This is a genomic window from Acinetobacter sp. 22512 (assembly GCF_052044755.1).
GTDB classification, from domain to species: domain Bacteria; phylum Pseudomonadota; class Gammaproteobacteria; order Pseudomonadales; family Moraxellaceae; genus Acinetobacter; species Acinetobacter pittii.
In genome coordinates this window covers 33,463-46,323 of the sequence record NZ_JBQENP010000007.1, presented here as the reverse complement: position 1 = coordinate 46,323, position 12,861 = coordinate 33,463, and the positions used below count along the sequence as shown (strand labels likewise).

At 38.9% G+C, this 12,861-nt stretch carries 17 protein-coding genes and 1 riboswitch; of the genes, 9 read left to right on the top strand and 8 right to left on the bottom strand.

The genetic code is table 11. The features are described from left to right. Positions 1-63: 63 nt before the first annotated feature. Positions 64-681: an L-threonylcarbamoyladenylate synthase gene (locus tag ACTJJG_RS09550; protein WP_372552699.1), complete on the bottom strand. Its 618-nt coding sequence runs from the start codon at positions 679-681 to the stop codon at positions 64-66. A 90-nt stretch (positions 682-771) separates the two neighbouring features. Further along, entirely contained in the window at positions 772-1,434 is a 663-nt protein-coding gene (locus ACTJJG_RS09545) for an elongation factor P hydroxylase (protein WP_032056905.1), read from the bottom strand. Positions 1,435-1,530: 96 nt separating this feature from the next. Here ACTJJG_RS09545 and ACTJJG_RS09540 point away from each other — a divergent pair, with 96 nt between their 5' ends. From ACTJJG_RS09540 to lysM, 6 genes are all read left to right on the top strand, one after another. Continuing rightward, the gene (locus ACTJJG_RS09540; RefSeq protein ID WP_002120393.1) at positions 1,531-2,091 is read left to right on the top strand and encodes a YceD family protein; all 561 of its coding nucleotides are present in this window, start codon (positions 1,531-1,533) and stop codon (positions 2,089-2,091) included. 74 nt (positions 2,092-2,165) lie between these two features. Further along, positions 2,166-2,351 (top strand): 50S ribosomal protein L32, encoded by a 186-nt coding sequence (gene rpmF / locus ACTJJG_RS09535; RefSeq protein WP_000290730.1) that lies wholly within the window; start codon positions 2,166-2,168, stop codon positions 2,349-2,351. A gap of 152 nt (positions 2,352-2,503) precedes the next feature. Then, positions 2,504-3,490 (top strand): ACP S-malonyltransferase, encoded by a 987-nt coding sequence (fabD, locus tag ACTJJG_RS09530; protein WP_032056904.1) that lies wholly within the window; start codon positions 2,504-2,506, stop codon positions 3,488-3,490. Then, entirely contained in the window at positions 3,487-4,221 is a 735-nt protein-coding gene (gene fabG / locus ACTJJG_RS09525; RefSeq protein WP_002120395.1) for a 3-oxoacyl-ACP reductase FabG, read from the top strand. The genes fabD and fabG overlap by 4 nt, the downstream gene beginning before the upstream one ends. Before the next feature lie 84 nt (positions 4,222-4,305). Beyond that, complete coding sequence (gene acpP / locus ACTJJG_RS09520; RefSeq protein ID WP_001279871.1) at positions 4,306-4,542, top strand: acyl carrier protein; 237 nt, start codon at positions 4,306-4,308, stop codon at positions 4,540-4,542. Between the two features lie 186 nt (positions 4,543-4,728). Beyond that, a complete protein-coding gene (lysM, locus tag ACTJJG_RS09515) occupies positions 4,729-5,202 on the top strand; it encodes a peptidoglycan-binding protein LysM (protein WP_002120434.1) in 474 nt (157 codons plus the stop codon). A gap of 44 nt (positions 5,203-5,246) precedes the next feature. Here lysM and ACTJJG_RS09510 read toward each other — a convergent pair whose 3' ends face one another. Continuing rightward, positions 5,247-6,014: a hydroxymethylpyrimidine/phosphomethylpyrimidine kinase gene (locus ACTJJG_RS09510; protein ID WP_005075247.1), complete on the bottom strand. Its 768-nt coding sequence runs from the start codon at positions 6,012-6,014 to the stop codon at positions 5,247-5,249. A gap of 97 nt (positions 6,015-6,111) precedes the next feature. On the opposite strand from ACTJJG_RS09510, the gene ACTJJG_RS09505 reads away from it, so the two are divergent. After that, on the top strand, positions 6,112-6,786 hold the full coding sequence (locus ACTJJG_RS09505) for an HAD-IA family hydrolase (RefSeq protein ID WP_002120346.1): 675 nt from the start codon (positions 6,112-6,114) through the stop codon (positions 6,784-6,786). A gap of 62 nt (positions 6,787-6,848) precedes the next feature. On the opposite strand, the gene ribB is transcribed toward ACTJJG_RS09505, so the two are convergent. Next, positions 6,849-7,508 (bottom strand): 3,4-dihydroxy-2-butanone-4-phosphate synthase, encoded by a 660-nt coding sequence (gene ribB / locus ACTJJG_RS09500; RefSeq protein ID WP_017481316.1) that lies wholly within the window; start codon positions 7,506-7,508, stop codon positions 6,849-6,851. Between the two features lie 90 nt (positions 7,509-7,598). Beyond that, positions 7,599-7,749: riboswitch (FMN riboswitch) on the bottom strand. A gap of 176 nt (positions 7,750-7,925) precedes the next feature. Between ribB and ACTJJG_RS09495 the strand changes: the two genes are divergently transcribed. Further along, positions 7,926-9,710: a DUF2157 domain-containing protein gene (locus ACTJJG_RS09495; RefSeq protein WP_032056903.1), complete on the top strand. Its 1,785-nt coding sequence runs from the start codon at positions 7,926-7,928 to the stop codon at positions 9,708-9,710. Continuing rightward, positions 9,707-10,267 (top strand): GDYXXLXY domain-containing protein, encoded by a 561-nt coding sequence (locus tag ACTJJG_RS09490; RefSeq protein WP_032056902.1) that lies wholly within the window; start codon positions 9,707-9,709, stop codon positions 10,265-10,267. Before ACTJJG_RS09495 ends, ACTJJG_RS09490 begins: the two co-directional genes overlap by 4 nt. Positions 10,268-10,312: 45 nt before the next feature. On the opposite strand, the gene panD is transcribed toward ACTJJG_RS09490, so the two are convergent. The 4 genes from panD to ACTJJG_RS09470 all read right to left on the bottom strand — a co-directional run bounded on the left by panD (position 10,313) and on the right by ACTJJG_RS09470 (position 12,770). Then, positions 10,313-10,693 (bottom strand): aspartate 1-decarboxylase, encoded by a 381-nt coding sequence (panD, locus tag ACTJJG_RS09485; protein ID WP_002120296.1) that lies wholly within the window; start codon positions 10,691-10,693, stop codon positions 10,313-10,315. 131 nt (positions 10,694-10,824) lie between these two features. Further along, positions 10,825-11,406, bottom strand: a complete 582-nt coding sequence (pth, locus tag ACTJJG_RS09480; RefSeq protein ID WP_017481319.1) for an aminoacyl-tRNA hydrolase — start codon at positions 11,404-11,406, stop codon at positions 10,825-10,827. 20 nt (positions 11,407-11,426) lie between these two features. Further along, positions 11,427-11,723, bottom strand: coding sequence for a 50S ribosomal protein L25 (gene rplY / locus ACTJJG_RS09475; protein WP_002120443.1), 297 nt, complete (start codon positions 11,721-11,723; stop codon positions 11,427-11,429). Positions 11,724-11,819: 96 nt separating this feature from the next. Then, the gene (locus ACTJJG_RS09470; protein WP_002120445.1) at positions 11,820-12,770 is read right to left on the bottom strand and encodes a ribose-phosphate pyrophosphokinase; all 951 of its coding nucleotides are present in this window, start codon (positions 12,768-12,770) and stop codon (positions 11,820-11,822) included. Positions 12,771-12,861 lie beyond the last annotated feature (91 nt).

Here is a 12,861-nt window from a genome sequence, read left to right as displayed (position 1 = left end):
AATAAAGAGTATTTTTTTGAGTGATAATACTTTTTTTTAAACTATTGGTAAAAAAGTAAGTGCTTATTCAAAAGCACTTACATCGCCAACACCACGGCGGATAATTTCAGGATGTTCGCCCGATAAATCAACGATACTTGTACTGGTCAAGGTACCAAAACCACCGTCAATAAATATATCAATTCGTTTATCTAACTGATTTTCAATATCATAAGGGTCATCTAGAGGGTCTTCTTGACCCGGTAAAATTAATGTACTGGTGAGTAGCGGCTCACCAAGTTCTTGTAATAAAGCCTGACAAATCGGGTTGCTTGGAATACGTAAACCAATCGTTTTCTTTTTAGGGTGCATCAATCTACGAGGAACTTCACTTGTTGCAGGTAAAATGAATGTAGTAATAGCTGGTGTATTCGCTTTCAATAAACGATATGTCGCATTATCAACTTTTGCATAAGTTGCAATATCAGATAAGTCACAGCACATAATGGCATATTGATGTTTAGGCCCTAAGCCACGAATCTGTGCAATACGTTCCATGGCATTTTTATTACCGATTTGACACCCAATTGCATAGGCAGCATCGGTAGGGTAGACCACAACATCTCCTGCTCGGATACGTTCAACCGCTTGGGCAATGAGGCGTTGCTGTGGATTTTCAGGATGTACATGTAAATGCATCATATTTTAGAGACTCCATCACGCCAGTGTTAAAAATAATTATTAGGCTTTTTAAATGGCCTAGGCAAGTAATTAACGTAGCTTTTTTGTCAATTAATCAAGGAGTTCACGTTTAAATTCATTTAATTGTAAAGGTGTACCCGAACGTGTACATTGGCAAATAAAACCAATAAATGATGCTGCATCACGTGGCAACTTAGCTTCACCCGAAAAGTAACGTTGCACTTGAGCATAAACGTTATCTTTAAATAGTTTGCCATCACCGCTATCACCTGTAAGGTTATCGAGTGAAACTCTAAATTTTCGGCCAAAAGATTGCGCAAATAACCATTCAATTGCTTGTGGCTTAATTTCTACTTGTTCAAATAAACTTTGCTGTTCTTGGGTGCGACCATCAGGTGCATACCAATAACCTAAATCTGGTAATAGACGTCTTTTTTCACCTGCAATAGACCAGTGACTAATTTCATGCAAAGCACTATTAAAGAAACCGTGAGCAAATTGGATCTTGGCTGGTTCTTTATTTGTCGCTGGAAAATATTCAGGTTCAAAATCACCACGAACTAATGTCACATTATGGTGGGAAAACCAGTGATTAAAGTGTAAAATAAGCCAATCAACTTGCTCAGACTCCGATTTTGAGCTTGACCATGGTGAGAGTTGCACTAGGTCAGGTACAAGAGTGTTCTGATGAGTTGAATGGGTGCAAACGAGTAATGAAGTGTTAACTTCAGGTTGCGGCTGCAACAGGTGCATTGCTTAATTTACCCCGAGTTCTGTCTAAAGAAGTGCAAAATTGTATCTTAATCTTTGACAGAGTACCGATGAATTTGTAGAATTGCCGCCTTAATTATGTCAGCAAATACCTTTCCGGCACAGATTGAGCCGTTTAAATGGGCTGAACAAGGCTTTACATGGTCAGGTCAACTGCCCTTGTCTCGCTTTGCTCGTATCGCTCGTGAAGCTGTTGGATCAATTGATAATCAATTGATCAACATAGACTGTAAGCTATCAATGGATGCATATCATCGCATTGTGTGGATGGACGGTCACATGGACACGAAAGTTCCAATGGAGTGCCAACGTTGTTTGGAACCTGTTGAAATGCCTCTTGTCTTAGACTTCCATATTGCATTAGTGGATGATGAGTCACTGATAGAGCGCTTGGATGAGGATGCTGATTTCATCGTTTTAGGTGAAAGTGAGTCTTCGACGAAAGGCGATTATGATACGCCTGCCTCGATTAACTTACTCGCATTACTAGAAGATGAACTGTTATTGTTGATGCCTTTATCTCCCAAGCATGATGCTTGTGAACATAAACATCAACCTACCATTCAGAATGTTGTCGAAGAAAAACGGGATAATCCGTTTGATGTTTTGGCAGGTTTGAAGGGTAAACTTAACTCATAATTTGTGTTATAATTGTGAGATAAGACAACTGAATTTGTTCTGATCCATTTTTTCGATCTTTGTAAGGAGCCATCATGGCCGTTCAGCAAAACCGTAAAAGTCGCTCTCGCCGTGACATGCGCCGTTCACATGACGCTTTAACCGAGAATGCATTAACAGTAGACCAAGCAACTGGTGAAACTCATCGTCGTCACCACGTGACTAAAGACGGTTTCTACCGTGGTCGCCAATTATTCGCTAAAGCAGCTGATGCTGAATAATTGCATGATATGCATTAAGCGTGATGCTTAAGTATAGAAAAAATGGGAGCGAAAGCTCCCTTTTTTTGTTGTTTTTCGCAATTATAAATATACAAATTAAATGTTAAATTTCCGCTCCAGAGAAATGAGTGAAAACCCAAAAAGGATTTCTTATGTCTGCTAAACGTCTTGAACAAGTAGCTTTAGCCACAAAAACTGCATTTGTGTTTCCAGGTCAAGGTTCACAAAAAGTTGGTATGCTCGCTGAACTCGCAGAACAGTTTAGTGGAGTTGGGCAAACTTTTGCCGAAGCTTCAGACGCGCTAGGATTTAATCTTTGGCACATTGCACAAAGTGGTGAAGGTTTAGACCAAACAGAAAATACCCAACCTGTATTATTAACTGCCAGTATTGCTTTATGGCGTTTATGGTTAGATTTAGGTGGTTTAGCTCCTAAATACCTTGCAGGTCACTCTTTAGGTGAATACAGCGCTTTAGTTGCAGCAGGTTCAATGAGTTTGGCGGATGCAGTTAAGTTAGTTAATTTGCGTGGAAAACTCATGCAAAATGCTGTTCCTCAAGGGGAAGGCGCTATGGCTGCTATTCTTGGTTTAGCTGATGATAAAGTAGTTGAATTGTGCCAGAGCGTATCTGCATCAGGCCAAGGTTCAGTTGAAGCAGCAAACTATAATTCACAAGGTCAAGTTGTGATTGCTGGTAGTACTGCATCTGTACAGCAAGTTATGGCATTGGCAAAAGAACAATCTGCTAAAGCAATTGCTTTACCAGTTTCTGTTCCATCACATTGTTCATTGATGAAGCCGGCAGCAGAAAAATTTGCAGAAGCTTTGGAACAAACTGCCATTGAGCTACCTACCATTCCTGTAATACAAAATGTCAACGCGGGAATTGCTACCGATGTTGCTCAATTACGTCAGGCTTTAACAGCACAATTGTACCAGTCTGTACAATGGACACGTACCATGCAGTCTCTACAAGACCAAGGTATTCAGTACATTGTTGAGTGTGGTCCAGGTACAGTATTGAGTAATCTCGCAAAGCGTTTACCAAATATTGAAAAAGCTTTTTCTATTGATAGTAAGAGCAAAATGGAAGATGCCCTAAATGCTGTTTTAGTGGCAGAAGGAAAAATTGCATGACACAAGAACGCAAAGTTGCATTAGTAACGGGCGCGAGTCGGGGTATTGGCGCTGCCATTGCCCAGCAACTTATTCAAGACGGTTATTTTGTTGTAGGTACTGCGACTTCTGAATCTGGTGCACAAAAGTTAAGTGATAGCTTTGGTGAACAAGGGGCAGGTTTGGCGCTCGACGTGCGTAATCTCGATGAGATTGAAGCAGTCGTTTCTCATATTGAACAGAACTATGGTCCTGTACTTGTTCTAGTTAACAATGCAGGTATTACGAAAGACAATTTGTTGCTTCGTATGTCTGAAGATGATTGGGATGACATTCTCAACATTCACCTTAAAGCAGTTTATCGTTTATCTAAACGTGTGCTTAAGGGTATGACGAAGGCGCGTTTTGGTCGAATTATTAATATCAGTTCTGTTGTAGCTCATTTTGCAAACCCAGGCCAAGCGAACTATTCTGCTGCTAAAGCAGGTATTGAAGCATTCAGCCGTAGCCTTGCAAAAGAGATGGGTAGCCGCCAAATTACTGTAAACAGTGTGGCGCCAGGCTTTATTGCAACAGAAATGACAGATGCACTTAGTGAAGACATTCGCAAAAAAATGAGTGATCAAGTGGCTTTAAATCGCTTAGGTGAGCCACAAGATATCGCAAATGCGGTGAGTTTCCTTGCAAGTGATAAAGCAGGTTACATTACCGGTACGGTATTACATGTAAATGGTGGTTTATACATGGCCTAACGCCGATGTATAAACTTTTAAAAATTTTTATATTCAATTAAACTAGTGGCAAATTAAACGCCACAAGCAATGAGGAGAATTCCTGTGAGCGATATCGAACAACGCGTTAAACAAGCGGTTGCAGAACAACTTGGTCTTAAAGCTGAAGAGATTAAAAACGAAGCATCTTTTATGGATGACTTAGGTGCTGACTCTTTAGATTTAGTTGAACTTGTTATGTCTTTCGAAAATGACTTCGACATCACTATCCCTGATGAAGATTCTAACGAAATCACTACAGTTCAATCTGCAATTGACTATGTAACTAAAAAACTTGGTTAATTCGCATATTGCTGAATAAAAAGAAGGCCACCGTAAGGTGGCTTTTTTTATTTTAGAAAAAATTTAAGAGATACATATTTTTACAAGATCAACCTCAATTGATAGCAGAGGTATAACTTTTTTGAAGTATAACAATAAAGGTCAGTTTAATGACTTTACTATAAACAATAATATGAGGACTAAAAGATGGGTCTTTTTGATTTTGTAAAAGGTATTGGCAAAAAAAATACCGCACCAGCAGAACCACAACCAGCTCCAGCAACACCAGCAGAACCTTCTGCACAAGAAGTTGCAAATAAATTATTAGGTTTAATTAAAAGTTTGGGCTTAGGGGTAGAAGGCTTATCTGTAACCTATAACGGTACTACTGATACTGCAATTATTAAAGGGCAGGTAAAAAGCCAAGCAGATAAAGAGAAAATTATTCTTATTGTTGGAAACATTGATCATGTGGCTCAAGTAGATGACCAGATGACAGTGGCAACTCCTGAACCAGAAAGTAAATTTTATACAGTGAAATCTGGTGATAACCTTTCAAAAATTGCGAAAGAAGTTTACGGTGATGCAAATCAATATCCAAAAATCTTTGAAGCAAATAAACCAATGTTAAAAGATCCTGATGAGATTTTCCCGGGGCAAGTTTTACGTATTCCTCAATAATTAAGATTAATAAAAAAGGCGCTTTAAGCGCCTTTTTTGTGCTTTTAAAAACGCTTTGGAATCTTTTGTCCGTTTGGTACAGGGGTGTCTGCATTTTTTAAAACACCGAATAACCATGTTTCAGCATGCTGTACTGCAATTTTTAAAGAATCACCTAAAGCTAAACGGCCAGCGATAAAGCTAGCTAAAGAACAACCTGAGCCGTGATATTCACCTTCAAGGCGAGGACAGCTACTACTCGCTGCTAGTTCACCATTTATGTATAAACTATTTTTAATATGATCTGGTGTATCTTCATGTCCACCTTTCACTAGAACAGCTTTAGCACCCATTTCAAAAAGCTTTTGAGTGGCTTGATCTAAATCAGTAATACCTGTTAGAGCACGTAATTCAACGGTATTTGGAGTAATAATTGTGGCTAGAGGAATAAGTTCAACGAACGCTTTAACGAGAGTTGCCTGATCACCTAAAGAGCCGCCACTGTTTGCGACTAAAACAGGATCAAGTACATATTGATAGTCAGGATGAGCACGTAAAAATTCAGCTAGTGCCGCAATATTATCTGTCGTGCCAAGCATGCCTGACTTAACACATTTAATGGGTAAGTCACCTACAACTGCATTTGCTTGTGCTAATAAGAGTTCTTTTGAGGTTGCTTCGAAGCCAAATACTTGTTGTGAGTTTTGAATTGTGAGGGCAGTACATGCAATTGCTGCATGGGCACCACTTTGTCCAATTGCTTCGATATCGGCTTGTAAACCTGCACCACCTGAAGGGTCTAAACCCGAGAAACAAAGTACGGTTGGACGCACGGTTATTTCCTTTTCAATTTAAATTTACGTTAGTATAAGAGAGTTTGATTAAACTCTCGACCAATTGAATTAAATACTTTACTGGGTTAGTGATTGAATGGCTATAAAACATATTTTGATTGATTTGGATGGAACCTTAACAGACCCAAAAGTTGGAATCCATACTTCAATTCGCTATGCAATGGAGAAATTAGGCTATCCATTGGCTGCTGATTTAGATATTGATTGGACAATTGGCCCACCATTAAAGCCATCACTCGCAAAATTATTAGCTACTCAAGATGATGCTTTAGCTGAACAAGCTTTACTTGCTTATCGCGAGCGTTTTTCGGTGGTTGGCCTGTTCGAAAATGAAGTGTATCCATCTGTTGCCAAAACGCTTAGCGCTTTAAAAAAAGAAGGATATCGTTTATTTGTCGCAACTGCTAAACCAACGATTTATGCAAAACGTATCTTGGACCATTTTGAATTAAGTCAATACTTTGTACATATCTATGGGAGTGAGTTAACGGGTGAGCGCACAAATAAAGCTGATCTTATCCATTATATTCTTGAGCATGAGCAATTAAACCCAGAAGAATGCTTGATGGTCGGTGACCGTCAATATGACGTTTTGGGTGCTCGTCATAACGGTATTGAGGCGGTAGCGGTGACTTATGGTTACGGAACAGCAGAGGAACTTGCTCAAGCACAGCCAAAAGCAATGATTAAGCAATTTTCTGAGCTTTTGGACTACGTTGAAGAACTGGCAGCACAAAAGAAAGTTTCTTAAATATTATTTATTAAATTTTAATTTGAAGGTTTGGCTTTGATCTAAAGCCAAACCTTTTTTGTTTAAATGCTGTGTTGTTGGCGGTATTGAACAAGTTCTTCAATCGTAATCACCGTTAAGTGATGAGTTTGAGCATATGCTAAAACTTGAATGCCTGATGCCATCGTGCCATCTGGATTGGTTAATTCACATAACACACCAGCAGGTTTTAAACCAGCTAATCTTGCTAGATCAATTGTTCCCTCGGTATGACCTCGACGAGTAAGGACTCCACCATTACGTGCACGTAATGGGAAAACGTGACCCGGACGATTTAAGTCACTTGCAACAGCACCATCTTTAATAGCAGTTTGAATGGTTGTTACACGGTCCTTAGCAGAAACACCAGTGGTAACGCCTTGAGCTGCCTCAATAGTCACTGTAAAAGCGGTATGAAACTGGCTCGAGTTTTGAGAAACCATTGGTGGTAGTTCTAGATGGTCTGCTAGCTCTTCTGTAAGGCATAAACATACGATACCCGAGCCATCACGAATCATGCGTGCCATTGTTTCTACCGTTAAAGTTTCGGCTGCAACAATTAAATCTGCTTCATTTTCGCGATCAAAGTCGTCCATAACCAAGACAGGCTTGCCTTGACGGATATCTTCTAATGCTTGCTGAATGCGTTGCTCAGCAGGAGAGAGAGCTGAGAAAAAAAGTTCTGGTTGAATTAAGCTAGACATAATGAAACGCTCTCGTAAAAATACGGTTGAACATTTCAGGACTGATGTAAAAACAGGCTGGCACTGAAATAAAACGGATTTATCCCAGTTCGTCGTCTTCTTTCATCCGGACTATACCGTCGGCTTTGGAGTTTCACCAAATCTGCTCAAATTACACAATTTAAGCTCGTGGGCTTGTTAATCTATTTATAAAAATTAACTTTACCACCGGTGGGGAATTGCACCCCGCCCTGAAGCGATGGGTTTTATTATAGCGCGCTTGATAGAATTGGCTAGATGCTTTTATAGAATGCTAAGTTTCTTTATGAATAAGCATTTTCATAAATCGAAATAGGCTTTTTAACAAGAGCTTACTTGTTCATATGAAAATGGAATGCTATGTTTTTTATAGAAAATTATAAATAAAATAGGTGTTTCATGCAGATAAGAGACTATTATCCTCTAACCAATAGCTCATTTATTCAGCATCTCCATATTTTCAGTTATGTATTTATGGCAGTAAGTATCCTTTATTTAATTGCTGCCAACTGGTTTATGCTTCCAAACAGTATTCAACTCGCTATCCCGCCCGTTATATTACTTGTGTCAGCATGGTTCAGCACAAAAGATACTTTAAGTGATGGGGTTAGGCAGACCTTACATAGCGTTTGTGGTTTGATGATAGGCTTAAGCTTGGCCGTTATTGGACAGGTTTATCAAACAGGTGCGGACAGTTATTTGCTTTTTTTAATTTGGACATTGCTTATACTGCCGTGGTTATATCGACCAAATATTGGAATCTTTGCTTTAATTTGTATTACCAGCCAACTTACACTTTTTTTATTTTTTAAACAGACTTTCTGGTCAGAAAAATTTCCTTATGTATATCTATTTGCTCTGAATTTATTAAGCCTTATTGAATTTTGGGTGTGTATAAAGAAATATCGTGCTTTACGATTTGTCTTTATCGCTTGGTTCGCCGTTATTTCGATTATTGGAATGATTCAATATTTATCGAATGAGAATATTGCTTATCTAATTTCTGCTTTCTTTTCAGGAATAATCGCTTTTTATTATTTCTTCAAAAAAGATGATCAGTTATGTGCCAGTTTAATGGCTGCTGTTCTGGGCGTGACCGCAACCATATGGCTTGTAGATGGGATTAATAACCTATTTAAAGACTCTAATGAGTTCATATTTTTATTGACTGCAGGCATTATTTTTATTTGGTTTGCGCTGATTAGCTATCTTTTAATAAAAATTTTTCGTCAAAGCCGCTTTTATATCATTCCATTGGCAATTGGTGCTTGGCTTGCTGGCTTGGCACTTGCAGCTTTTACGCTGGTGTTTTGGGAAGCTATTTCTTTAGTTATTGGAATTGTTTTTGTTGGATCGGCGTTTATTCTTTTAAAGAAATCACAAAGCTATTTCTTTCGGCAATTTGCCTATTGTTTATTTATCAGTGGGCAGACCGCTTTCTTATTTCATCTTGGTTCAGAAACAGATCAAATTCTATGGGTTTTAATTGCACAGATTTTTATTCTATGTATTAGTTATTTTCTTAAACCTCATTGGTTCTTCATTTTAATTCAAATGCTTGCTACGTATGGCATAGCTTTTATCTATTTGCTACAACTGGACCATTCATTGTGGTCAATACATTCTACTCAGACTTATTTAAATTTAACTTTGCTCAGTTACTTGGTTTTTAGTTTGGTGCTCTTACCTAAGAGAGAATCAATAGCCCTATACGAGCGTAGTATTTTTTTATGCGTGCTGGTCGTAATTCTTGTAGCTTCTTTTTTCAATACTTTTATGGGGTTGGTACCAGAAAATTCGATAGATCAGCAGTTATGGGTTTTATATTTGCTACCTGTTGTCTGGTTACTTTGCTTTAGTGTTCTTCATTTATATCGACAACTTAAGGCACTCACTTTTTTCGCCTTTTTAATATTTGGTGTGTTACTTATTGTGTTGGGATATTTTGAAATTTTCATCCTGCTTATTATTTTAACGTGGGCATTAAAAAAGAAAGATTATATTGTGTATGGAGTGAGCTTAACTGTATTCGTTTTTGTGTTCTGGCAGCTCTATTACAACCTACAAATAACTTTTCTAGCTAAGAGTGCATCTATTTTTATTTCGGGTATTGTTTTATTGGCTCTGTCTTGGTTACTTCAACGTGAAAATAAAAATGATCTTGTTAAAGGAGAGAAAGAATGAAAAAGTATTTTTCTCTTATTCTTGCATTAGCCACCATATTATTTTTTGCAGGTTTAGTGGCGAAAAATGAATGGCATTTGCACCATAGTAAAAGTATTTTTATTGAGCTTAAGCCAGTTGACCCTCGTTCAATTTTACAAGGTGACTATATGGCACTGGCTTATGAATTACATTTACAATCTCTTAAAGCTCTTGCAGGAAGTGAAGGTGAGGCTCTGGAACAGGTGATTTTTAATCGCTCTTCCGTTCCCGCAAAAGTTATTTTGGATTCACAAAATCGCGTAGTTCGTACCATTTTAGATATTAATAATTCATTTGCTGGGCAGAGGTTAATTTTAAAAAATCCTGAAAATCGTTTGCAGGCTTTATATCCTGCCTCTCGCAGTTTCTTGTTTGCAGAAGGCTTGGCTCAATGTTATGAAAAAGCCAAATATGCTGAATTTAAGGTAAATCCTGAAGGAGAGGTGATATTGTTCGAATTACGAGGAGAGCAGCTTCAACCATTAAATTGTGAAAAACAAAAGAACTGGTGGGAAGGAACTATTAAGGATTTATAAAATAATAAAAGCCCGTCAATGCGGGCTTTTTATTCTTAAAATAAATTAGGCAACTTGAACAGGAATGCAATTCGCTGTGTGGTTGACTGTATTATTTGGATTAGCATATACCAAACGTGGTTTATGAATATTTGCTTCAGCTTCAGTAAAATCACCAAATGTAGCAATAATTACTAAATCGCCAACGTCTGCTTGATGTGCAGCACCGCCGTTTACTGAAATAATTCCAGAGTTATCTTCACCACGAATCGCATAAGTTGTGAAGCGTTTGCCATTGGTTACATTCCAAACATGAATTTCTTCATATTCACGAATACCAGCTAAGTCCATCAATACGCCATCAATTGCACAAGAACCTTCATAGTGAAGTTCAGCATGGGTTACAACTGCACGGTGAATTTTGCATTTTAATAAACGAGATAGCATGGCTAGCGTCTCCTGAGTAGACCTAAGAGGTAGATCTTATGGTGAAATCTTTAGCTTTTGCGGTTGGCAAAGTGGCTGATGCGCATTTTGCTCCTAAAAAAGCAAGATAGCAAGCATGATTGTTCAACAATTTAAGTGGGTTTATATGCATTAATTTGATTCATGGCCTGTGGAACTTGTCCTTGAACAAGTAGCTTCACTTTAGAAAGGGCATGATCAATTGCAGCATCCATCAGACTTTGTTCACTACTTGGCGCTTTTCCAAGTACGTGACCTGAAACTTTCTCTTTCGAGCCAGGATGTCCGATACCAATACGTAAACGGTGAAAATTTGGACCAATATGAGGGACAATGTCACGTAAACCGTTATGACCACCGTGTCCACCGCCTGTTTTAAGACGAATTACACCTGGGCTCATATCAAGTTCATCATGAGCAATCAAAATTGCTTCGGGAGCAATTTGATAAAATTTTGCAAATGGAACTACACTTTGTCCAGAACGGTTCATAAATGTAGTGGGTAGAAGTAGACGGACATCGTGTCCTTCTATATTACCACGTCCACTGATTCCGTGAAATTTCGGATCATTTTTTAATGTAATGCCATATTTGTCAGCAAGCTGTTCAATGAACCAAAAACCTGCATTATGGCGGGTTTGGGCATATTCTGAACCAGGATTGCCCAAACCAACAATTAGCGAAATATTTGACACTAATCTACGCCTTTAAACACTTATGCGCGTTTGAAGTCAGCGTGCATAGGAGTGTTTTTAGATGGGTGACGTTGTAACGCTTGGATTTTAACGTTTTCAACTTTGTCGCCCACTTTGATTTCTACAACTTCTTCAAAGAAAGCATTGCTTTCTAAAGCTTTTACAAGCTCACGAAGTTCTAAAGTAACAGTTACAGGCTCAGCGTTGCCACCATAAATGATAGCTGGAATTAAAGCTTCGCGACGAAGGCGGCGGCTCGCACCTTTCCCTTGTTTGTCTTCAGCACGCGCTTGAGCGTTTAATACGAAGTTTGCCATGAGTAAATCCTCATTAAAGTTTAAAAGACTAAACTTGCGACCAGTTTAGTGATAGAAAACCCCAGCCAAGGCTAGGGTTTATAAAAAGCTGCAATATTATAAACTATCGAACATTGCACTGATAGACTCTTCGTTATTAATACGACGAATCGTTTCAGCAACCATGCTAGCAACAGAAACCTGACGGATCTTGCCTAAGGTCAATGCTTCTTCAGAAAGAGGAATGGTATCAGTCACAACCAGTTCATCAATAACTGAATTACGTAAGTTTTCAATAGCCTTACCTGATAGTACAGGGTGAGTTGCGTATGCAACTACACGACGTGCACCAAATTGCTTAAGCGCATCAGCTGCTTTACACAATGTACCAGCAGTATCAACCATATCGTCTACGATAACGCAATCACGATCTTTTACGTCACCAATTAAGTGCATAACTTGCGACTCATTGGCTTTTTGACGACGTTTATCAATAATTGCTAAATCGATGTCACCCATCTGTTTGGCAACAGCACGAGCACGTACTACACCACCAACGTCAGGAGAAACCACCATAAGGTTGTCATGTTGTTGTTGACGTAAGTCAGCAAGCAAAGCAGGAGTACCGTAGATGTTATCGACTGGAATATCGAAGAAACCTTGAATTTGGTCAGCATGTAAGTCGATCATCACGACACGGTCAATACCAACAGTGGTAAGCATGTCTGCAACAACTTTAGCTGTAATCGGCACACGTGCAGAACGTGGACGACGGTCTTGGCGAGCATAACCAAAATAAGGGATAACAGCGGTAATACGACCAGCACTTGCACGACGCAAAGCATCTGCCATAACCAAGATTTCCATAAGGTTATCATTGGTAGGGGCACAAGTAGGCTGAACGATAAATACGTCTTTACCACGAACATTTTCAGTAATTTCTACTGAAATTTCTCCATCAGAAAAGTGACCGACTGATGCAGCACCTAGAGGGATATGTAAGTGACTTACGACTTTTTGAGCGAACTGTGGATGAGCATTTCCACTAAAAACGACAAGATTGGGCATGAAGCACCCTTGGCGGTTGGTATGTAATGAAATAGATGGCAGGGGCGGCTGGATTCGAACCAACGGATGCCGAGATCAAAACCCGGTGCCT